Below are 21,498 nucleotides of genomic sequence, written 5' to 3'. Positions count from 1 at the left end.
TTTATATCTCATAGTGAATCTACCATCCAGAAATAAATTTTGGAATTAAACCTACAAAAAAGAAATAATGTTACTAATACCTGATAAATTAGTCCAATTTTTGCTTATAAATAGTTTTGACAAACAAATGATAACAATTTTTAATTAACCCATTCATATCTCTTTAGTTTTTTAAAGACTTATGAATCTCTATACTATGAACAAAAATATATATTCGATTTTTATAATGTTTATTTGTTTGAGTTTTTCAAAAACGAATGCTCAAATTATCAATAAGATTAATTCACCTAAAGACCCCAAACTTAAATTAGGCTTATCTACTATTGCCAATATGCCCGCTGGTGCCACACCAAGAAATATAGCGAATTATAACTTGTTTTCGTTCAAAGGAGAAACGGAAAAGAAAATATTAGTAGATATTATTTCTAATGATAATAGTCTAAAAAAGACACTCATCAATAATGGTGCGGAGTTGGTATCAAGTTTCAATAATAGAATTACTTGTTGGTTAGAAGTAAGTAAAATTAATGATATTTCGAAAAATACAGCCATTAGTTGGATTCAGCCTGTACTAAAACCCATTCATAATGCTGCCTCAATTAATCCCCCCGTTCGTACGCAAGGTGATGCAGCACAACGCTCAGATATTGCCCGCCAGCTAACTGGTTTAAATGGCACAGGTGTAAAAATTGGCGTTTTATCAGATAGTTATAATAATTTGGGTGGGGCAGCCAATGGTGTAAATAGTGGTGAATTGCCCGGTACTGGCAATCCACTTGGTTATACAACACCCGTAACAGTTTTAAATGATTTGAATGATAATTCAGGAAGTGATGAAGGCAGAGCTATGCTCGAAATTATTCATGATATTGCTCCTGCCGCAGAATTATATTTTTACACGGCATTTCAGTCGGAAACCGATTTTGCGAATGGAATTAGAGCTCTAGCTGACGCAGGCTGTAAAGTAATTGTTGATGACGTAATTTACTTCGATGAACCCTATTTCCAAGATGGAATTATAGCCCAAGCCGTTGACTATGCTGTAAATGTGAAAGGTGCTACTTATTTTTCTTCAGCAGGTAATCAGTCGAATTTATCATATGAAGCCCCTTTCAAGGCCTCAACTTATCATCCTTTCAATGATGATGCCATTGCTCACAACTTTGGTTCAGCAGAAAATCCAGTGTACTTTTTACCGATAACTGTCGGTAGTAGAGGATTACTAACAGCCTTTCAATGGGATGAACCTTATTTATCAGCAGGTAATGGCTCGGCGGGTTCGGCTTCTGATTTGGATATTTTTGTTCTTTCAACTACTGATAATATCACCTATACAGTTGAAGCTGCTTCCTTTGATAACAACATCGGGGCCGACCCTTTTGAAATCTTTGAGTTTAGTAGAACTGGCACTTTTTATATATTAATCACAAAATATGCTGGTCCTGCTCCTACTAGAATTAAATTTATCGACTATGCTCGCTTGTCTTGGGATGCCACCCCATCAACCATTGAGGGCATAAAATCGGGTACTACTACTGGACACGCAAATGCCGAAGGAGCCATTGCTGTTGGAGCAGCTAGTTATGATAAAACCCCTGCCTTTGGGGTTAATCCTCCACAAATAGAATATTTCTCGTCTAGAGGAGGAACATCCGTTTTATTTAATGCTTCTGGAAATAGATTGGCAAGTCCAGTCGACCGTCGAAAACCAGAAATTGTTGCACCCGATAGAGCTAATACTTCGTTTTTTATTCCTGGATACGATTACGAGGGCGATGGCTTTCCGAATTTTGCAGGAACTTCAGCAGCGGCACCTCATGCAGCAGCAGTTGCGGGATTGATGCTTCAAGGAAACCCCTCGCTTACATCAACTACCATTAGACAATACCTCATTAAATCATGCGTAGATATGGACGACCCCAACACTTCTGATTTTGATACTGGCTTCGACTATGCAACTGGAGCAGGCTTAATCAAAGCAGATGAGGCAGTTCTTTCAACACTAAACCCTAATTGTCCATCAACAAGTATTACAATCACACGTTCCACAACTTTCTGTGAAGGAGATTCAGTGATTCTTAATGCAAATATGGCTAATGGTTATATTTTTCAATGGCAAAAGAATGGTATTGATATTTCAGGAGCAAATCAAGCACAATTAGTCGTTAAAAGTACGGGGCAATATTCTGTAAATATTACTAATTTAGATTGTACCTTGCCTTCTCGAAATATTGATATAACTGCACTTTTTGCAGTTGCCCCTCCCGTCACAATTAATCGAACGATTGAAGTGGGTACACTACTCACAAACGGAAATGGCTTACAGGCTACCGCTTTTTGTCCTGCCGAACAAACAGCCACTTACGCAGGCCCAAGTATTGGCTATGATGGTAATAAAAAGAGTGGCCCCGACCCCACTGCTTCCATCAATGGAATTAACGGAAAAATTAAGTATGTACGCATCTCTATTACTTGGCAAAAGCGTAATGGCGGCACAATCAATGACTGTGGAACAACAGGTGGAGCGAGTTACCCCTACAACAATGAAGTCTCATTTAAAATCAAAGGGCCTGACAATACTATTATAAGTTTATTAAACCCTGACACTTACGCAGTTGGTCGAACTTCAAGTGGACTTGTGACTACCGTTTTCGATGATGGAGGAATTACAGTTGGCACAATACCCAACTCAGGAACTTTTAAACCAGTTCAACGGCTTTCAAATTTAAACGGCAAAGACCCTAACGGAATTTGGACACTACTGGCCAACGATAACGGTACTTTAGACCCTCTTTGTGTAGAATCATTTTCCGTAACTGTATTTACAGATGCGAGTGGTTCTTCGAGTACAATTACATGGTGGGATTCTCCAAGTGGTGGCCTTCTATTAACTAGAGGGAATGAACTTATACCCGAAGTAAATTTACCCGGAAATTATACATACTATGTAGAAGCTGCATGCCCACAAAGTACGATTCCATGTCCGACAAGTGTGAGAAAAGCAGTAACGTTAAATATTACTCCTTGTAATTTTAAAGTTAATTTTGATTATGTAAAAGCTGGTAACCCATTTACTTTCAAATTCCCTTTAAAGGATAATATAGTGATTGCTGCATCTGAAGAACAAACGTCTATTCTTGTAAAACCCTCATGCGAAGCTACGAATATTGAAAGTTTTAAACTACAACTTACAGGTCCTCCTCCTTTCGAGTCATACCAAACCGTTGAAAATATTTTTTACTATTCATTATTCAATAATACTGGTGTAAACGTTCTTGGAAGGATACTCCCAGTAGGAAGCTATACCCTTACAGCCACTGGATATAGTCAAGATAATGCTACTGGAAATATCCTATACGGGCCAGTAGTAATACATTTTACAATTGTACAAAATTCAGCCACAATCAGTGCTCCGATATTAGCAAGCACCACCCTGTGTGCAGGTTCGAACTTTAGTTTAAATTTTAATGCTACAGGAAGTTTCGATGCTTCTAATCAATTTGAGGCACAATTATCCGATATAAATGGTATATTCGATAACCCATTGATTATTGGTAGTAGTGCAAGTATAGGAAGCATTAATTGTAGCTTACCCATTGGTTTGACAGAAGGAACCGATTATAAGATTAGAATTGTTTCTACAAATCAGACTTTGGAGAGTATAGCAAGCACCTCTTCGATTAGTATAAACAAATATCGAGTTACACTAAGTAGCCCAGCCAATGATATCAACAACACCAGTACCCAGATAAAGGTTGGGGGAATTATTAATGCTACAAACAAGATAAGCTCATCGACGAATGCAAACTATCAAGCAGGCAAAGCCATCGAGCTCAACGCTGGCTTTGAGATAAATAACTCTATTTTTAAAGCAGAAATAAAAGGTTGTGGAAATTAAGCAAGTTAGAAGCCCAGAAGAACGCCCCAAGGTAAGATTTGAGGAAGTAATTTTTCTGCGTGTCTAAAAATTTGAACATTTGTATTTTGATAACGCTTTTTATTATTGATATTGGGAAATGTTTTATAGATTTTAAAAAGATTTTTCAGCTTGTTAATTCATGAAGTCAATTAATATTCGACCAGCAATTTTAATTATCGAAAATCAACAACTTCTTACTATGAAGTATAACTATAGTGGGCAAGATGTGTATAATTTACCGGGGGGAAATTTAGAATTAGGCGAACACCTAAGCGATGCACTTGCTCGTGAATTAAAAGAAGAATTAGGACTTGAAATTAAAGTTGGTCAATTAGTTTTAGTAGGGGAAGTTTATTTCGAAGAGCGAAAAAAACATACACTTCACTTACTATTTGAGGGACAAATCATTGATGGTATTCCAAGCATAAACCCGCAAGAAACCTCAGCACAAAGCGTTCAATGGATAGATATTGATAAACTTCAACAAATAAACCTTTACCCAAATTTAAGTCAACAAATAATAGAATACCTAAATAATCAATTATCTAATAAATATGTAGGTAAAATCAACCAACAGTGGTTCTAAGATTATTGATTAGCTTTTAACCGTCGAACTTTAGGTGTGTAGAGGTATATCAAGGCAATGATAGCAAAACTACCCATTGCTGCAAACGCTATCGGGAAACGACTCGCATCATTTCGATAAATCATTGCTGATAAAAATGCCCCTAAACCAATACCTGCTTCGAGCGAAATATACATCGTTGCTAATGCACGTCCTCGATTTTCTTCTTCGCATAAATCTATCGTCCAAGCTTGGGTAATTGGCGAAATAACACCTAAAGCCAAGCCAAAAAGTATAGCCGAACCAACAAAAGTATAAACATTATTTACAATGGCAGGCAACATCATGCCTATAATTAAAACCATACAAGCCCATCGAAGTACCGAAACTCGACCATTTCGGTCGGAGAATTTCCCCGCCACAACTCTTATAAACAACGACGATAAAGTGTATATCATAAAAAATATTCCTTTGTTTTTCAGCCCCACAAATTTGGTCAAATCGGGAGCCAATGTAACGATAGCCCCGTAGCTAAAATATGTTAGAAAGATTACCACAGCGGCAGGTAAAACACTTGAGTCGAAAACATCTGCCTTCGTGATTTTAAGCGAATTAAGCGTAAATTTCTCTTGCTGTTCTTTAGGAAGCGTTTCTTTCATATTATAAAGAATCGCTATCGAAATTAAAGCAAACATTGATGAAGTATAGAACAAAATATTGAGTGAAAATGTAGCAGCAATCCAACTTCCTAAGGCTGGTCCAAATGCCATTCCTAGACTTCCCATGAGGCCGTGCATCCCCATGGCTTCGCCCCGACGGTGAGCTGGTACAATATCAGCAATGTAGGCTGCCGTTCCAGTAGGTTTAAAACCTGTTGAAAATCCATGCACTAAACGCAAAAAAAGAAAAGGGTAAACTGCCGTAACCAAGGGATAGAAAAATCCACAAACAAAGCAAACCAACGAACCAAAAGCCATCACAGGTACTCGACCAATGCGGTCAGTAAGACGCCCACTAAACGGCCTTGATAACCCTGCTGTGACAGTAAATAAACTAATGATAAGTCCTTTATAATCTGCACCACCCAAACTCGTCAGATAGTCAGGAAGTTCGGGCACAAGCATATTAAAACTTGTAAAAAAAACCAACGAACTAATGCAGAGTAGCCAAAATTGTAGCGAAAATATACTTTCGGATTGTTGTCTCATAAAAATCAAAAGCCTTAAAGCCCCACCAAGTTTTCAAAAATAAATAGGCATTCTGACCTTTTTGAAGAATCTTTTCGCAAAAATACGGTCTATTTATCAAACAATAAAGGTATTTTTATATCAATCTCATTCATGATTTATTTTATCATTTCTAAAAAAAACATATTTTTTTTTAAACCTTACGCAACGCTTACAGTCAAAATATACGTCTAACACAACAGAGCTCTGAATTTCAAATTAGATTTCACAACAATTTTTATGGAAAGATATATACAAAATAAATTTTCAATGTATTACTATCTTAAATTAACCAAATCAAAATGAAAACCAATCTTCTCAAGATTACAGCTCTTAGTATTGCTTTAGGAGTGGCTTTAATCGCCTGTGATAAAACAAATAGTACAATCACATCAAGCGACCAACTAGCCAATGCCGTAATTGACAATCAAACGGCTAACGAACAATCTGAATCCGCTTATGAATTAGTTGATGACGCCACATTCTTACCATTTGGGGGTAGAAATTTCCGTGAAACGGCTGATATTACTGGTGGTGGTAACGGTTTCTTTCCGATGTTAGGAATGGGTTGGAATCGTCCGTGGAAAGGGAAAGATGCCAATTGTGCAACAGTTACAAAGACTGTAACAAATAACGTTATCACAATTGTATATGATTTTACAGCGGTAGCTGGTGGGGTATGTGGTGAAACTCCTGTGGGTGGTAAAATGACTATCTCAATGCCAGTCAAACCAGATTCAACTTTCTCAGGAACATTAGTTCGTACGGTTACTTATGATAACTTAAAGCGTGATTCGCTTACTATAAACGGTACACATACCATTACAACAACTTTAGCTAATGGCAAGGCTACTTCTAGTGAAAAATTAGCTAAAATGAGTATCTTGAACTCAAAATCTGGTAAAACTATCACTTATACAAGTACACGTTCAAGAGTAGTAGATAATAAAGGTACTTTAAGCCGCAACGATGATGAATACTCAGTAACTGGCTCAACCAATGGTAGCTCAAGCGATGGAACTACATTCTCAAGTAATATTACTAAAGCTCTTATTACTAAAAACTCTTGCTCAGATGCTAAGGGCTTCCCTGTAAGTGGAACCGAAGAAATTGTAGCGGCAGATGGCACGAAGAAAATAGTTGATTATGGTGATGGCACTTGTGATTTAAAATATACAGAAACAACTAATGGTGTAACTGTAGAAAAAGAAAGAACGAGAGGAAAAGGTGGTAAAGGAAAGAAGTAAGAGTGTATTCCTCTGATTTAACAGTTGAATTTTTCAATTTTTCATAGAACAATAGAAAAAGGTTAGTAACACGTTTAAATGCTCAGAAAGCGTTGCCAAAATTTTGGCAACGCTTTTTTTATTCGTCAACTAAAAGCGTTTTCTTTGTAGTAGAACTAAAAATGAACTCTTATGAAACAATACGTAGTAGTAGCACAAGATGGCCGTGATACAGAAGCATTAGACCGCCGCATGGCAGCACGCCCCGAACACCTTGCCGGTGCAAAAGCACTCAAGGCAAATAATAATTTTATTGTTGGCGGAGCTATGCTCAATGACGATGGGAAAATGATTGGCTCAGTAATGATTGTACAATTTGAGAACGATGAAAAAATGAAAGAATGGTATGACAACGAACCGTATATCCAACAGGGCGTTTGGAAATTTGTAGAAGTGATGCCATTTAAAGTAGCTGATATATAAAAACAAAACATGAAACGCTATTCAACCTTATTCTTAGGCTTAAGCATTTTATTATTAAATGCTTGTCAAAGTAAAACCACTACCCAAGAATCAAAACTTCCAATTGAAGGAACGTGGAAACTTCTAACAGGTACTATCATCGAAAAAGGTGATACAACGATTACTTCTTATACCGAAAACGTATCTTTTATTAAAATTATCAACGGAACACATTTTGCGTTCTTGAAGCACCCACTCCCAAATAATACCGACTCAACCGCTACTTTTGATGCTGGTGGTGGAAGTTACACCCTAAAAGATAGTACTTACACTGAGCATTTAGAATATTATAAGTTAAAGGAATGGGAAAATAATAAATTTGAGTTTACTGTAACTATCAAGAATGACACACTGATTCAGAAGGGAATTGAAAAGGTGGAAAAAGCAGGAATCGAAAGGTTGAATATTGAGAAATATGTAAGAGTGAAATAAACAATAATACCATGCTCGACCTCCAACATTTTATTTTGTTTGTCTTAGCTGCTCTAATGCTCAATATTACCCCTGGTAATGATATGATTTTTGTCATTTCTCGCAGCCTCAGCTATGGCACACGTGCAGGCGTTTATGCAGCTTTAGGCATTGCATTGGGTTGTTTCGTACATACTTTTGCAGCAGCGGCGGGGCTTTCGGTAATTATTCAGCAATCGGAGGTCTTGTTTAATATTATTCGATACGCAGGTGCAGGATATTTGATTTACATCGGAATCAAAAGTTTCATGGAAAAACCTACGGCAATGGTATTTAGTCAAAGCGACAATAATAAAAATACCAATCTAAAAATTCTTCGTCAAGGAACAATTACCAATGTCTTAAACCCCAAAGTTTCATTATTTTTCTTGGCATTCTTACCACAGTTTATCAATCCACAAGTCGAAAATGTATCTACACAAATTCTACTTTTAGGACTTTGGTTTAATTTTTCGGGAACAGTTGTCAATATACTCATTGCCATACTTTTCAGTAAGGTGATTGCCAAATTGAAAAACTTTCAAAGATTCTGGCAAATACAAAACAAAATTTCGGGGGCTGTTCTGGTAGGCTTGGGCCTACAAATTGCCTTAAAAAAATAATCTATTCGATTACATTTACTTCAAAAACAAAATGAAAAAAATCATTTTTTTATTCTTGACTAGCTTCATTGGTTTCGCACAAACCGAAACCATTATTGCCATCAAAGCAGGCCGATTGTTTGATAGCGAACGAGGTGTATTTATTGATAATCAAACAATTATCGTAAAAAATAATCTAATTTCAGAAATTGGCTCAAACCTGAAAATTCCAGCTAATGCTAGCATTATTGATTTAAGTAAACAAACCATTTTACCTGGGCTCATCGACTGCCACACGCACATCACGGGTCAACCCGAAAACTACATGGAAGACCTCTTCCGTAAATCACCAATTGACGTAGCAGTTACAGCTCATATTTATGCTAAACGAACGCTCGAAGCTGGCTTCACTACTTGCCGCGATGTAGGTGCCCTTGAGTATGTAGATATTGCTCTCCGTAATGCTATCAATGCAGGTAAGGTTGCAGGACCACGCCTCTATGTTGCAGGGCCTTACATTGGTGCTACGGGCAGCCATGGCGATATGAATGGCTTTTCACCTTATGTAAAAATCCACCAAATTGGTTCAGTGGCCGACGGTGTTGATGAAATCAGAAAGCAAGTTCGAACCAATATCAAATACGGAGCAGATTTAATCAAATTTGGTGCAACCGCAGGCGTACTTACTGAAGAAGAATCGGTAGGAGCTCCGCAGTATTCGCAAGAAGAAATGAACGTAATGGTTGAAGAAGCCAAAATGTGGGGCAAAAAAGTAGCCGCACACGCACATGGAACTGAGGGAATAAAAAGAGCTGTAAAAGCGGGCGTAGCCTCTATCGAACATGGAAGCTTTATCGATGAAGAAGGAATAGAATTAATGAAACAAAAAGGAACGTATTTGGTAGCTGATATTTATAATGATGACTTTATTTTAGCTGAATATGCTAAATTGGGTTTCCCACAAAAAATCATTGAAAAAGAACGTATGGTAGGTCGTACACAAAGAGAAAACTTTCAAAAAGCAGTTAAAGCGGGTGTAAAAATAGCTTTTGGAACCGATGCGGGTGTGTATCCTCACGGCGATAACGCTAAGCAGTTTTTTTATATGGTAAAATATGGCCTGACTCCCGTACAGGCCATTCAATCAGCAACTATCAATGCAGCAGATTTGATTGGAGTAAAAGATAAAATTGGTTCGATTTCAGTAGGTAAATTTGCCGATATTATCGCCGTTGATGGTAATCCTGAGCAAGATATTACTGTAATCGAAAAGAAACTCTCATTTGTAATGAAAGATGGCGTTGTTTATAAAAAATAAGTTAAGATACTTGGCTTATCTCGAATTTTAAAGAATTGTTACTCATTGCAGTCAGTTTTAACTGTAGCAATCCTGAATAAAAACAAATTTGACTTTAGTCTAAACATTTTCTTTGACTAAAGTCAAATTTATTATCGAGCAAACTCAAGTTTTTCCTTATTTCGATTCAATGATAAATGATTTTTGAGTACCAAAAGTTGTAATTCCATTCGAGATTAGATAAGACCGATAAAAATATACAACCCCTGTTTTCAGTTTTTTAGCCTCTATTGAATACGGTGCTGGTAAGGAATTAGGCATGACCGTCAAGCTTCCTTTATTTTCACAAACGGTTGGGTTTATAAATGAATCATTGAAACCCCAACACATTCCATATTCTGTAACTTCATATTTCCCCTTGTTTACGATAGTTCCATTCAATTTCATCACACTATCAGCTACATATACCGCACCATCAGTTGAAACTTTTGGATAACCCTCAACTTCTAAAGTATAAGTTAAAACATCTCCATAAATAACGTTTCCATTTGAAATCACATAAGCCCGATAATAGATTGTGCCTTTTTCTGGTAAGTTATAAATAATGAGTGAATATGCTTTCGGGAAAGTGCTTACATCGCCAGTGATTTTTTCTTTAGAATGTTCAATGGTTGGAACTGCAAATCTTTGAGACCAACAAATTCCATACTCGCTAATATCATACGAACCCTTGGTTTCAATACTCCCTCCCACTTTTGCCGAATAAATGGTATAAGTGCTAGCTTCTGTAGTTTTTATACTAGGAGAAACAATGGCCAATGTTTTAACCGAAATTACATTGCTGTAAATAGTTCCACTTTCAGTAATTACATAAGCCCTTGCATAATAGACGGTGTTCGCCTTCAAATTACTTATCTTAACAAGGTAAGTATAAGGTGAAGTTGTTTGAGTGAGAGCTCCATTACTAACTTTACTATCTGTTAGTGTAGGAGAAAGATTTGTTTCTGAATAAACAATCCCATAATCAGTTATAGATTGATTACCAACTTCCAAGAATGAAACGGATAAACTTGCAGAAGCTATTGTTGTTTCGCTGATAGTTACAGCATCAAATCTGGGCAAAATAGGGGCTTCCTTGTCGATACTGCACGCAAGCAAATTGAGTGATAATCCAAATAATACGAATCTTTTAATGATACTTTTCACTATCAGGCTATTTTTCAGTGTGAATACTTTTATTGTTGACAAAATAAGCACATATATTCGCGTAAAAATATGATAATCAACACCTTATTTTATAATTTTTGATAGAGTTCTACCAATTGCTTAGCAATGTTTTCGGAAGAAAATTGTTGAATATGTTCCTGACCTTTTTGTACCAACGCTTTTTGTAAGCTTTCAGAACTTAATACTTCGTGTATTTTCCCTGATAAATCATTTACATCTAAAGGATTAGCATATAAAGCACCTTCGCCACCAGCCTCTTCTAAACAAGAACCCGTAGCAGCCACCACTGGAATACCCGAATGTAAAGCCTCGACAATTGGAATACCAAAGCCCTCAAAAAAAGAAGGATATACACACAAAGAAGCCCCTTGGTATAAAGCTGGTAAATCGCTCGATGGTACATTGAAAAGCATTCGAACTCCAGCAATATTTTTACTTAAAATTTCTTCGGCATATTTAGATTTTCCACCAACTAATACCAAATCATAGTTTTTCAAATTCAATGCTTGAAAAGCGTCAACCAAGCGTTTTTGATTTTTTCGCTCACTGAATGATGATACACAAATGAGGTATGGTTTATGTAAATGATATTTCGTTTTTATGCTCGTTAATAGTTGACCATCAACATTTTGATAAAATGCCGCTTGACAATCTTGGTATATTACCGAAATTTTATCGGGGTCAATCTTGTAAAAATCTACAATATCATCTTTGGTTTGCTGACTTACTGCCACCACGGCATCGGCATTTTGACAAGCGTACTTAAATTTCTGTTGGTAAAAAAAACGGTCAATGGCAGGATATAATGCAGGATAACGAACGAAAATCAAATCATGAATTGTTACGACCGATTTTACACCTGTTTTTTTAATACCAAATGGGATTTCATTACTTAATCCGTGAAAAATATCAACATTATCCTTTTGCAAATCGTTATTAATAAGCCAGCTCCGCCATAAGCCTCCACCAAAAGTCGTAGTGGGTAATTTCGGAGCTAAAGCTAATGTTGTTTTAGGCTTTTTAGGCGTATATGCCAAATATTCGTGCTGTGGAGCATATTTCAGTAGGGAGTCAATAATAAATCGACTATAATTACCCAAACCAGTATGATTATTAAAAGCCCTTTTTGCATCAAAACCTATACGCATTGAACTAACTTTTGATTAAATTTGTCAAATATTATATTATTTGCTATTAGCCCTAGGCTATTAGCGATTAGCTTGAAATATCATCAAACTTCTATTTCGAGCCTTATTTTTTAGCTAAAAGCCTTAGCTTATCGCTGAAAGCCCAATTTATGACCGAATACCAAATACATACATTGCCAAACGGCATTAGAGTTGCTCATCGACAAGTACCTTACACCCAAATTGTACATTGCGGACTCATGCTCGACATGGGTAGCCGTGATGAAAAGCCCAATCAATTAGGTTTGGCTCACTTTTGGGAGCACATGGCCTTCAAAGGTACGAAAAAGCGGAAATCTTACCATATTATTAATAGATTAGAGTCGGTGGGTGGCGAATTAAACGCCTATACGACTAAAGAAAAAATATGTTTCTACGCATCGGTGCTTGATGCACATTTCGAAAAATCGGTTGAACTCTTAGCCGATATTACCTTCGATTCGGTTTTCCCCGAAAATCAAATCGAAAAAGAGCGTGGGGTGATTTTAGAAGAAATGTCGATGTATCAAGATTCTCCAGAAGATGCCCTACAAGATGATTTCGATGAAATTGTTTTTGCCAATCACCAACTTGGAGCCAATATTTTAGGTACGCAAGAGAGTGTAAAAGGCTTTACTCGCAAAGAATTACAAGATTTCATTGCTGAGAATATGGATACTGAAAAAATCGTGATGTCGATTGTGGGAAATATTCCATTTCAGAAAGCCATCAAAATCGCAGAAAAATACCTCAAAGATATTCCTGCCAAGAAATCAGACCTTGTGCGTGTTCCGCCAACGGCCTATCAAGCACAGCGAATCACCACAACTAAGAAAATCACCCAAGCACATTGTGCCATTGGCCGACCTTCTTATTCAATGTCTGATGAGCATCGCTTACCGTTCTTTATGCTCGTCAATCTATTCGGTGGCCCTGGCATGAATTCACGCCTTAACATGACCCTTCGTGAAAAATATGGTTTAGTTTATGGCATTGATGCTACCTACTCCCCTTTTACGGATACAGGCTTTTTTGGCATTTATTTCGCAACCGATAAATCAAACCTTGATAAGGCAAATTCCTTGATTTTGAAAGAAATGCAAATCTTGAAAGACAAACCATTGGGCAAGCTACAATTACATACAGTCAAAGAACAACTCATGGGGCAGCTAGCCATGGCAGAGGAAAGCAATCAGAGTTTTATGCTCATGATGGCCAAGAGTATTTTAGATATCGGAAAGGTTGAATCGCTGGAAAGTATTTTTGCAGATATAAAAAATATTGAAGCCGCTGACCTCCAAGAAATTACAAAAGATATGTTCGATGAAACACAGTTAAGCTATCTGACGTTTCTTCCCGAATAAATCTAGTCAAATAATTGTGCTACTTCAAGAAAGAATTATACTTTTTAAAGCATTTATTTCAAGCGGATAGCTATCTGCTTGACTTTTTTTATTTTTGGAATCTCCGATAACAAAACCAAACATGAAAAATATCTATTTCACTGCCGGGCCAGCCGAATTGAACCCTAAATTCGAAGAATTTATGCGTCAAGCAATTGACGAGCAAATCGGTTCGATTTCACATCGTAGCGGACAATTCCGTAAGATTTATCAGCACTGCGTAGAAAACCTACGTACACTAATGAACATTCCAGCATCGTCGGGTATATTCTTCACAGGTTCGGCATCGGAAGTATGGGAGCGAATCTTATTGAACCTCGTTGAGCACGAGAGTTTTCATTTAGTCAATGGTTCATTCTCTGACAAATTCTATAAATATGCCGTTTCGGCTCAAAAATTCGCTCATAAATTTGAAAAACCATTGGGCGAAGGATTTAGCTACGGTGAAATTGAAGTTCCCGAATATGCAGAGCTTATTTGTGTCACTCAGAATGAAACCAGTACGGGTGTACAAATGCGTGAGGCCGATATTCATAAACTCAAACGCAGTAATCAAAAACGCCTCATGGCTGTAGATATGGTTTCATCAGCACCCATTCCCGAGTTAGATTTAGATTTAATTGATACCGCTTTCTTTTCGGTTCAAAAAGCTTTTGGTTTACCCGCAGGTTTAGGTGTATGGATTGCCAATGAAAAATGTTTAGAAAAAGCCAAACGTTTGGCCAAATATGAAAACATTACCATCGGAGCACACCATAATTTACCAGTTTTGTGGAAAAACTACGAAACTTACGAAACGCCAGCTACTCCAAATGTTTTAGGGATTTATCTACTCGGTAAAGTAGCTGAAGATATGAACAAAAAAGGTATTGAGAATATCAGAAAAGAAACCGACGAGAAGGCAAAGAAAATTTATAAATACCTAGAAACCAGCAATTTGTGTAGTGCTGCCGTACAAAATCCAGAGCACCGCTCGAAAACGGTGATAGTGGCCGATACTAAAAAACCCTCGAAAGCGATTATCGAAACATTGAAAGAAAAAAATATGATTATTGGAAGTGGTTATGGCCCGAATAAAGATACTCAAATCAGAATTTCGAATTTCCCTTCAAATACACCTGAGCAAGTAGATAATTTATTAAAAGAATTGAAAGCAATGGAGTAAGAAATAATTTATTCAGTACAAAGAGCCAGCAGATTTTATCTCGCTGGCTCTTTTATTTTCTGCTTTAGGCTTTTTTGCCTAATTTAATATCGAAAACGCTATCCAACCCAAAACTCATTTTTTATGAACTACTACTTTTACAGAAACCTCACTTTCTGTTTACTAATTTTTCACGGACTATTCGCACAAAAAGCAATCAACAAAGCCGATGTAATTATTTATGGCGGCACTTCTGCGGCAATTACGGCTGCCGTTCAAGTAAAAAAGATGGGAAAAACCGTCATTATTGTCTCCCCCGACAAACACTTAGGCGGTTTATCATCGGGAGGTTTAGGCTTTACGGATACAGGAAATAAACAAGTAATTGGCGGCCTTTCCCGTGAATTCTACCAAAGATTATACAGCCACTATCAGAAACCCGAATCATGGCAATGGCAAAAAAGAGAAGAGTATGGAAATAAAGGTCAGGGTACACCCGCACTCGATGGAGCAAATCGAACCATGTGGATTTTTGAACCCCATGCCGCAGAACAAGTATTCGAAGATTTTGCCCGAGAGAATAACCTAATCATTTACCGCAATGAATGGTTAGACCGCTCAGCCAAAGGCATAAAAAAAGTAAATGAAAGAATCGTTTCTTTTCGAACACTCAGTGGCAAGACTTATGAAGGCAAAATGTTTATTGATGCCACTTATGAAGGTGACCTCATGGCTGCCGCTGGTGTAAGCTACCACATCGGGCGTGAAGCTAATAGTGTTTATAGTGAAAAATGGAATGGCGTGCAAACAAATGTATTTCAGCACGGGCATCATTTCAAAGCTAAAATTAGCCCTTACGTAGTTGAAAATGACCCCAAAAGTGGACTTTTACCAGAAGTTTCAGCCGAACCACCAGGAGAATATGGTTCGGGAGATAATAAAATTCAAGCCTATTGCTTCAGAATGTGTTTGAGTAATCACCCCGATAACAGAATACCATTTGCTAAACCTGATGGCTATGACCCTGCTCGGTATGAACTTTACGCAAGGGTATTTGCCAGTGGGTGGCGAGAAACTTTCGATAAGTTTGATGCTATTCCTAATCGAAAAACTGACACTAACAATCATGGACCTTTTAGTACTGATTATATTGGGAAAAACTACGATTACCCCGAAGCCAGTTACGAACGTAGAAAGGAGATAATCAAAGAGCACGAACTATATCAGAAAGGGCTCATGTATTTCTTACAAAATGATTCACGTGTTCCGACCGATGTAAGGGAAAAAATGCAACAATGGGGCCTGCCAAAAGATGAATTTAAGGATAATGGCAACTGGCCACACCAACTTTATATTCGCGAAGCACGCAGAATGATTGGTAAATACGTAATGAAAGAAGCCGATGCTTTAGGTAAAACCACTGTCCAAAATCCAATTGGAATGGGTTCGTATTCATTAGATTCGCACAATGCTCAACGTTTTGTGAAAGCCGATGGTTATGTGCAAAATGAAGGTGATATTGGCGTGCATCCCGACAAACCTTATTCTATTGCTTACGAATCAATCTTGCCTAAAGAAAACGAATGTTCGAATCTTTTAGTACCTGTCTGCCTATCAAGTTCGCATATTGCCTATGGTTCTATTCGCATGGAACCCGTTTTCATGATTTTAGGGCAATCGGCGGCGGCGGCGGCAGTTTTGGCCATTGATTCAAAAACTATTCCGCATAAAATTCCTTACTCAACCCTCAAAAATGTTCTTCTAAACGAAAAACAAGTCTTAGAATTATAGCATTTTTCGAGGTAAATGCCTAAAATCCTTATTTACTCGCAGAATAACCGTAACTTTGTGGATTATTTCGAAGTAAACAAGGATTTTTTGTTAGCGACCATCTGCTCTAACAACCCTGACCCATCCAATCGGTCAATTAATAAATACAATGACTTTCAACGAATTAAATCTCAATAAACAACTCATCAATGCCCTCGACGACTTGGGCTATACAACGCCAACTACCATTCAGCAGAAAGTTTTCTCGGTGGTAATGTCGGGTAAAGATGTTTGCGGAATTGCCCAAACTGGAACAGGAAAAACTTTTGCTTATTTATTGCCAAGTTTACGCCAATATCAGTTTTCGAAAGAAAAAATGCCTCAAGTACTCATCATTGTTCCTACACGTGAGCTGGTAGTACAGGTGGTAGAATCTATTCAGAAAATTACAACCTACATGAGTGTCATAACCGTGGGTGTGTATGGTGGGGTAAACATCAAGCCTCAAATTTTAGACATTCAGAATGGAGTAGATATTTTGGTAGGAACACCTGGCCGTTTGATTGATTTGCTTTCGAGTGGTTTTATTAAAACCAAATCTCTCAAAAAACTAATCATTGATGAAGTAGATGAAATGCTCAATCTGGGTTTTCGTCCTCAACTCAAAAACATTCTTGATTTATTGCCAGCTCGCCGCCAAAATTTGCTTTTTTCGGCTACAATTACCGAAGAAGTTGAGCAAATCATTGAAACATACTTCAACGAACCTATGAGAGTAGAAGCTGCACCAGCGGGTTCGCCATTAGAGAATATTTCGCAGACGCTCTACCATGTACCAAATTTCAATACAAAAGTAAATTTACTCGAATTGCTTTTAATGGACGACGACAGCATGAGTAAAGTATTAATTTTTGCAGCAACCAAGGAATTAGCCGACCAACTTTATAACCGAATTGAAAGAAAATACGGCGAAAAAGTAGGCATTATTCACTCAAATAAAGCACAAAATACGCGTTTCAACACCGTAAAAGCTTTTCAAGAAGGAAGTTGTAAAATGCTCATTGCCACCGATATCATTGCTCGTGGTATAGATATCGCTGAGGTTTCGCACGTTATTAATTTTGATATTCCTGAAGTGCCCGAAAACTACATTCACCGCATCGGTCGTACGGGGCGTGTCGATAAAAAAGGTATCGCCATCACTTTCATGACTCCAAAAGAAATTGAGCAAATTGATGCCATTGAGGAGATGATGAACTACGAAATTCCTGTAGCTGAATTACCCGAAAACCTCACAATTTCAGATGTATTGACCGAAGCCGAAATGCCACAGGTAAAGATGAAAAATGTGTTGGTAAAGGCCCCAAAACGAGAAGATGTTGGTCCGGCTTTTCATGAAAAACTGGCCAAAAATAAAAAAGTGAATGTAAGACGCGATATTAAGGCCGAAAAATGGGCAAAATATGGCCGACCTATTAAAAAATCTGGCAATAAACCTAAACGTGGCGATAGATAAACATTATTTTTAGACTTTCGAGGTTTTGAAACCTTGAAAGTCTAAAAAACGATATTCTCCTGCTTTCAAATCCCCTAAATCTATATTTCCAATTCGCACTCTTTTTAAGCTCAGAACTTCATAATTGAGTTTATAGCACATTCTCCGAATCTGTCGATTTAAGCCTTGAACCAAAGTAATTTTAAAAACACAATCATCCAATTGTACTACCTCACAAGGAAGTGTTTTTTTACCCATAATAACTATTCCACTCGACATCAGCTCCACAAATTCGTCGTTAATTGGCTTATCTACCTCTACGATATAGTCTTTTTCGGTCTTATTTTCATTCCGTAAAATTTTATCATAGACCGTTCCATCATTGGTTAATAGTAAAAGTCCTTCCGAAGCTTTATCGAGCCTACCAACTGGAAATAATTCTTCTTCAAAAGGCAAAACTTCCTTCAGATTATCTTCAATTTGTGTATTTAAAGTAGTTTCTATTCCACGTGGCTTGTAGTAGGCCACATAAATCATTTTCTTAGATTCTTGTAGTATTTTTCCTTCAAAAACCACCTCATCAGTCTGGCTTAACTCGCAATTTGACTTCACAACCAAACCGTTCACTAGCACCTTTCCTGATAAAATCAAAGCTAAAGCCTCTTTATTGGAGATTTGCAACCTAACTACTAATAAATACTGCAAGCGGTTCCGAAAAGTCATTTGAATGTTTAGAAGTAAATGCTCAATGAGCAGGTACTATATTTTATCCTTATTGTTATTATTCATCTTAAACGCACTTGTCGATGGATAAATATTAATCCAAAACTCGCGTGTTTCGCCACTATCAACTTTTACATTGATTTGGTCTTTATTTTCATTAATAATCAAACCAAACATCAAATCTTGCCTAACCGCCTCCTTAGAAATATTTTTATAAACCAAACGATATTCGCCGTAGGCAATCTTTTTGGTAAACTGAGGTAAATGATTATTGGTATTGAAATTATTGGCATAAACTGGGTGTAAACCACTTACAGTATTTTTACAATAACATACCAATTTCCCATCTTTGGTATAAAGCCAGTATTCGCAAAAACTATTAGCTACGCCGATATCCTTGCCAACATAAGTAACAGGAATCATGACGATACTATGCGAAGGCAAGCTAATTGAAATATCGGGTGAAGTAATCTCATAAAACTCGAAGATTTGTTCGCCCTCAGGCTTTTTCTTGACCGTATCTTGAACTGCTACTTTTTTTACAGTATCATTTTTTGCAATGAGCGTATCTTTGGGTAGAACCAAAACCGTATCCTTAGGAATTGAGGTAATTGTTTTTGGAACGAGCACCTCATTGGCCACTGGCTCAATATTTTGTTGGGGCTTTACACAGGCCAAAACACACAAGCAAATAATGCCTGCGTATAGTTTAAGTGATAATAATCTCACAGTATTTAGAAAGTTATCGGATTTTTACTCCAAAATGAATGAATGAAATACAAACAACTTTTAGAGAAATACCCACGTACTTTCCGCTAAACACTACTTATTAGAAGTTTTGGGGTCTTGTACCAAAATATTACCTTTAACAATCGACGGCTTTTTATCTTCTTTCGGCCCACGCAAGTGTATAATGAGTCCATCAAGAAATTTTCTTAGAATCTGGTCGCCACAAGGTTTAAAACTTGGGTGTTCTTTATCTCTAAAAAAAGCCCCGATTTCGGCTTTTGAGGCATTGAAATTGGCCAGTTTCAATATCTCAACTATTTGGTCATCGCGTAATTGCAAAGCAACTCGCAATTTCTTTAAAATATCGTTGTTCGACATAATTGACTGTTTTTATAAAAAAAGGTTGGAAACAATTTGATTAATTTTGAATGATTTAATCACTAAATAAATTCAGTTTTTGAAGCGTATAAAGCCATCAAGGTAATTTAGGCTCTACCATAACCACCTCTTCTTTATCGACTAATACCTGTCCTTCGGCAAAGCCCTTGGGTTTACGAACAAACTTCTTAGGCGTAACAATCACTGGTGCCAAAGTTTCATTACGGCGTTTTGAAAAATATGCCGCTAATGAGGCCGCTTTTTCAATTACAGAATTCGGAAACTTCTTTCCAGCTCTATATTTTAATACTACGTGCGAACCAGTGGCATCGCGGGCATGTAGCCAAAGGTCTTCTTTATAAGCATATTGCTGCGTAAGTAAATCATTATTTTTTGAGTTTTTACCAACTAAAATTTCAAAACCATCTACCTCAAAACGCTTAAACAATTCTCGATACGACTGTATTTTTAACTTACTATTGGGCGATAAACCATTAGCTTTTAGATAGCTTCGTAGATTTTTCAGGTTTTCCGATTGTTCGATATTTTCAATATGACGATTGATGGTTTCGAGCAAAGCCTCTCTACTTTCTATATTTTCAATGAGTTTTTCTATTTCAATTTTCTCATTTTTAGCTTTTCTGTAAAAGTTTTCGGCATTTTTTTGCGGCGATAAATCTCCTCTGAGTTTTATAACAATATTTTGATTTCGGTAAAAGTCAAAAAGTTCTACTCGCTCAGCACGCTCTTCGATTTGGTGTAAGTTGGCCATTAGAATATGCCCAATTTCTTCATTTTTAACCTCCGAATCAAGCGATTCCATTCTTTGATACGAATTTTGTAGATAAGCTTCGGTTTGCTTTTTCTCTTTTGATAAGCGTCTGAGCACCTCAGCTTTTTCATCGTCAAGCGTATTTACTTTATTATAAGCAATATAAAAGGCATTCATCGCCTCTATTGGCTCGCTGAATTCTTCTATAATTTCTCCAACAGGCAAAAGAGATAAATGCAACGCGTGCTCCCACCTAACCAAATAATAGCGTGGGTGCTCAAGTTGCTGCACAAACGTTTGTAGCTCTTCCCAAGTAGTTTTACCCAGTGTAAGTTGGTCGTTTACAATTTTCCCGAGCGTTGGATATAATTTTCTATAATCTTGTTTTTCGCTTAAAAAACGCTCGTATGTTTGCTCGATTTCTCTATCTAATTGATTGTAAATAAGGTTTTTATCCGAAACAATTCTACTATGAAATAGCTCTAAAACTTCATTTTCATGAAATAAAATTAAATTCGAGCGAGTTCCATACATTCTAAACGCCAAAGAAAATCCATTTTCGAAAGTAATCGCGAAACATCTTTCATTTTTAAATTGCCTCACGCCCGTTACTTCTAAATCAATTAGTTGCTCAAATAAATCTACGCTATTGCGTCGGGCACGCTCAAACTTATAGGTAAAATACAAACACGAAAAATCAGGAAAGACAATAGCTTTGATAAAAAACTCTTTGTAGTTTCGGTTTTTACCGCGAGCAGCCGCAAAACCCAATACTAATTCATCTTTTTCCTGACTAAAGCACTCCATCAACTTCAAGCCTATAATCTTAGACGCAAGTTGTTTGGTAAGCTTACGGAGAAAATAATAATTATTATGCACAGGTA

The 21,498-nt window shown here is 37.1% G+C and carries 18 protein-coding genes; 11 read left to right on the top strand and 7 right to left on the bottom strand.

Annotated features, from left to right (window positions below; all coding sequences use genetic code 11):
- Positions 1-196 precede the first annotated feature (196 nt).
- Together EMTOL_RS21785 and EMTOL_RS10565 are read left to right on the top strand one after the other, a co-directional pair.
- On the top strand, positions 197-3,898 hold the full coding sequence (locus EMTOL_RS21785; RefSeq protein WP_305953220.1) for a 3-coathanger stack domain-containing protein: 3,702 nt from the start codon (positions 197-199) through the stop codon (positions 3,896-3,898).
- Between the two features lie 160 nt (positions 3,899-4,058).
- A complete protein-coding gene (locus tag EMTOL_RS10565; RefSeq protein WP_015029272.1) occupies positions 4,059-4,505 on the top strand; it encodes an NUDIX domain-containing protein in 447 nt (148 codons plus the stop codon).
- Positions 4,506-4,507: 2 nt separating this feature from the next.
- Here EMTOL_RS10565 and EMTOL_RS10560 read toward each other — a convergent pair whose 3' ends face one another.
- Positions 4,508-5,692, bottom strand: coding sequence for an MFS transporter (locus tag EMTOL_RS10560; RefSeq protein WP_015029271.1), 1,185 nt, complete (start codon positions 5,690-5,692; stop codon positions 4,508-4,510).
- Between the two features lie 320 nt (positions 5,693-6,012).
- On the opposite strand from EMTOL_RS10560, the gene EMTOL_RS10555 reads away from it, so the two are divergent.
- The 5 genes from EMTOL_RS10555 (at position 6,013) to EMTOL_RS10535 (ending at position 9,828) form a co-directional block, all read left to right on the top strand.
- Positions 6,013-6,957: a hypothetical protein gene (locus tag EMTOL_RS10555; RefSeq protein WP_015029270.1), complete on the top strand. Its 945-nt coding sequence runs from the start codon at positions 6,013-6,015 to the stop codon at positions 6,955-6,957.
- Between the two features lie 171 nt (positions 6,958-7,128).
- On the top strand, positions 7,129-7,419 hold the full coding sequence (locus tag EMTOL_RS10550; RefSeq protein WP_015029269.1) for a YciI family protein: 291 nt from the start codon (positions 7,129-7,131) through the stop codon (positions 7,417-7,419).
- Between the two features lie 9 nt (positions 7,420-7,428).
- Positions 7,429-7,890: a hypothetical protein gene (locus EMTOL_RS10545; protein WP_015029268.1), complete on the top strand. Its 462-nt coding sequence runs from the start codon at positions 7,429-7,431 to the stop codon at positions 7,888-7,890.
- An 11-nt stretch (positions 7,891-7,901) separates the two neighbouring features.
- Positions 7,902-8,531, top strand: a complete 630-nt coding sequence (locus tag EMTOL_RS10540) for a LysE family translocator (RefSeq protein ID WP_015029267.1) — start codon at positions 7,902-7,904, stop codon at positions 8,529-8,531.
- Between the two features lie 31 nt (positions 8,532-8,562).
- Complete coding sequence (locus tag EMTOL_RS10535; protein ID WP_015029266.1) at positions 8,563-9,828, top strand: Xaa-Pro dipeptidase; 1,266 nt, start codon at positions 8,563-8,565, stop codon at positions 9,826-9,828.
- Positions 9,829-9,984: 156 nt separating this feature from the next.
- Here the strand turns inward: EMTOL_RS10535 and EMTOL_RS10530 are convergent, their stop codons facing one another.
- Positions 9,985-11,013, bottom strand: coding sequence for a fibronectin type III domain-containing protein (locus tag EMTOL_RS10530; protein WP_305953219.1), 1,029 nt, complete (start codon positions 11,011-11,013; stop codon positions 9,985-9,987).
- 89 nt (positions 11,014-11,102) lie between these two features.
- The gene (locus EMTOL_RS10525) at positions 11,103-12,182 is read right to left on the bottom strand and encodes a glycosyltransferase family 4 protein (protein WP_015029264.1); all 1,080 of its coding nucleotides are present in this window, start codon (positions 12,180-12,182) and stop codon (positions 11,103-11,105) included.
- Between the two features lie 149 nt (positions 12,183-12,331).
- On the opposite strand from EMTOL_RS10525, the gene EMTOL_RS10520 reads away from it, so the two are divergent.
- The 4 genes from EMTOL_RS10520 (at position 12,332) to EMTOL_RS10505 (ending at position 18,033) form a co-directional block, all read left to right on the top strand.
- Positions 12,332-13,564, top strand: a complete 1,233-nt coding sequence (locus EMTOL_RS10520) for a M16 family metallopeptidase (RefSeq protein ID WP_015029263.1) — start codon at positions 12,332-12,334, stop codon at positions 13,562-13,564.
- Positions 13,565-13,685: 121 nt separating this feature from the next.
- Positions 13,686-14,768 (top strand): aminotransferase class V-fold PLP-dependent enzyme, encoded by a 1,083-nt coding sequence (locus EMTOL_RS10515; protein WP_015029262.1) that lies wholly within the window; start codon positions 13,686-13,688, stop codon positions 14,766-14,768.
- Between the two features lie 123 nt (positions 14,769-14,891).
- A complete protein-coding gene (locus EMTOL_RS10510) occupies positions 14,892-16,538 on the top strand; it encodes an FAD-dependent oxidoreductase (protein ID WP_015029261.1) in 1,647 nt (548 codons plus the stop codon).
- A gap of 148 nt (positions 16,539-16,686) precedes the next feature.
- Entirely contained in the window at positions 16,687-18,033 is a 1,347-nt protein-coding gene (locus EMTOL_RS10505) for a DEAD/DEAH box helicase (protein ID WP_015029260.1), read from the top strand.
- Positions 18,034-18,042: 9 nt separating this feature from the next.
- On the opposite strand, the gene EMTOL_RS10500 is transcribed toward EMTOL_RS10505, so the two are convergent.
- The 4 genes from EMTOL_RS10500 to EMTOL_RS10485 all read right to left on the bottom strand — a co-directional run bounded on the left by EMTOL_RS10500 (position 18,043) and on the right by EMTOL_RS10485 (position 21,493).
- The gene (locus tag EMTOL_RS10500; RefSeq protein ID WP_015029259.1) at positions 18,043-18,735 is read right to left on the bottom strand and encodes a pseudouridine synthase; all 693 of its coding nucleotides are present in this window, start codon (positions 18,733-18,735) and stop codon (positions 18,043-18,045) included.
- Between the two features lie 36 nt (positions 18,736-18,771).
- Positions 18,772-19,464, bottom strand: coding sequence for an MmcQ/YjbR family DNA-binding protein (locus tag EMTOL_RS10495; protein WP_015029258.1), 693 nt, complete (start codon positions 19,462-19,464; stop codon positions 18,772-18,774).
- Positions 19,465-19,557: 93 nt separating this feature from the next.
- On the bottom strand, positions 19,558-19,842 hold the full coding sequence (locus tag EMTOL_RS10490) for a DUF1456 family protein (protein WP_015029257.1): 285 nt from the start codon (positions 19,840-19,842) through the stop codon (positions 19,558-19,560).
- A 97-nt stretch (positions 19,843-19,939) separates the two neighbouring features.
- Entirely contained in the window at positions 19,940-21,493 is a 1,554-nt protein-coding gene (locus tag EMTOL_RS10485) for an NFACT RNA binding domain-containing protein (protein WP_015029256.1), read from the bottom strand.
- Positions 21,494-21,498: the final 5 nt, after the last annotated feature.

Origin of the sequence: Emticicia oligotrophica DSM 17448, from assembly GCF_000263195.1 — a bacterium.
In the GTDB taxonomy this organism is placed as follows: Bacteria; Bacteroidota; Bacteroidia; order Cytophagales; family Spirosomataceae; genus Emticicia; species Emticicia oligotrophica.
This window is presented reverse-complemented; position numbering and strand designations above follow the sequence as displayed.

What these genes read in the sequence shown, in the direction of transcription:
- EMTOL_RS10510 (WP_015029261.1), top strand. Translation starts at nt 14,892, where the DNA reads ATGAACTACTACTTTTACAGAAACCTCACTTTCTGTTTACTAATTTTT.
- EMTOL_RS10515 (WP_015029262.1), top strand. Translation starts at nt 13,686, where the DNA reads ATGAAAAATATCTATTTCACTGCCGGGCCAGCCGAATTGAACCCTAAA.
- EMTOL_RS10525 (WP_015029264.1), bottom strand. Translation starts at nt 12,182, where the DNA reads ATGCGTATAGGTTTTGATGCAAAAAGGGCTTTTAATAATCATACTGGT.
- EMTOL_RS10500 (WP_015029259.1), bottom strand. Translation starts at nt 18,735, where the DNA reads ATGACTTTTCGGAACCGCTTGCAGTATTTATTAGTAGTTAGGTTGCAA.
- EMTOL_RS10555 (WP_015029270.1), top strand. Translation starts at nt 6,013, where the DNA reads ATGAAAACCAATCTTCTCAAGATTACAGCTCTTAGTATTGCTTTAGGA.
- EMTOL_RS21785 (WP_305953220.1), top strand. Translation starts at nt 197, where the DNA reads ATGAACAAAAATATATATTCGATTTTTATAATGTTTATTTGTTTGAGT.
- EMTOL_RS10545 (WP_015029268.1), top strand. Translation starts at nt 7,429, where the DNA reads ATGAAACGCTATTCAACCTTATTCTTAGGCTTAAGCATTTTATTATTA.
- EMTOL_RS10565 (WP_015029272.1), top strand. Translation starts at nt 4,059, where the DNA reads ATGAAGTCAATTAATATTCGACCAGCAATTTTAATTATCGAAAATCAA.
- EMTOL_RS10550 (WP_015029269.1), top strand. Translation starts at nt 7,129, where the DNA reads ATGAAACAATACGTAGTAGTAGCACAAGATGGCCGTGATACAGAAGCA.
- EMTOL_RS10520 (WP_015029263.1), top strand. Translation starts at nt 12,332, where the DNA reads ATGACCGAATACCAAATACATACATTGCCAAACGGCATTAGAGTTGCT.
- EMTOL_RS10540 (WP_015029267.1), top strand. Translation starts at nt 7,902, where the DNA reads ATGCTCGACCTCCAACATTTTATTTTGTTTGTCTTAGCTGCTCTAATG.
- EMTOL_RS10505 (WP_015029260.1), top strand. Translation starts at nt 16,687, where the DNA reads ATGACTTTCAACGAATTAAATCTCAATAAACAACTCATCAATGCCCTC.
- EMTOL_RS10535 (WP_015029266.1), top strand. Translation starts at nt 8,563, where the DNA reads ATGAAAAAAATCATTTTTTTATTCTTGACTAGCTTCATTGGTTTCGCA.
- EMTOL_RS10490 (WP_015029257.1), bottom strand. Translation starts at nt 19,842, where the DNA reads ATGTCGAACAACGATATTTTAAAGAAATTGCGAGTTGCTTTGCAATTA.
- EMTOL_RS10560 (WP_015029271.1), bottom strand. Translation starts at nt 5,692, where the DNA reads ATGAGACAACAATCCGAAAGTATATTTTCGCTACAATTTTGGCTACTC.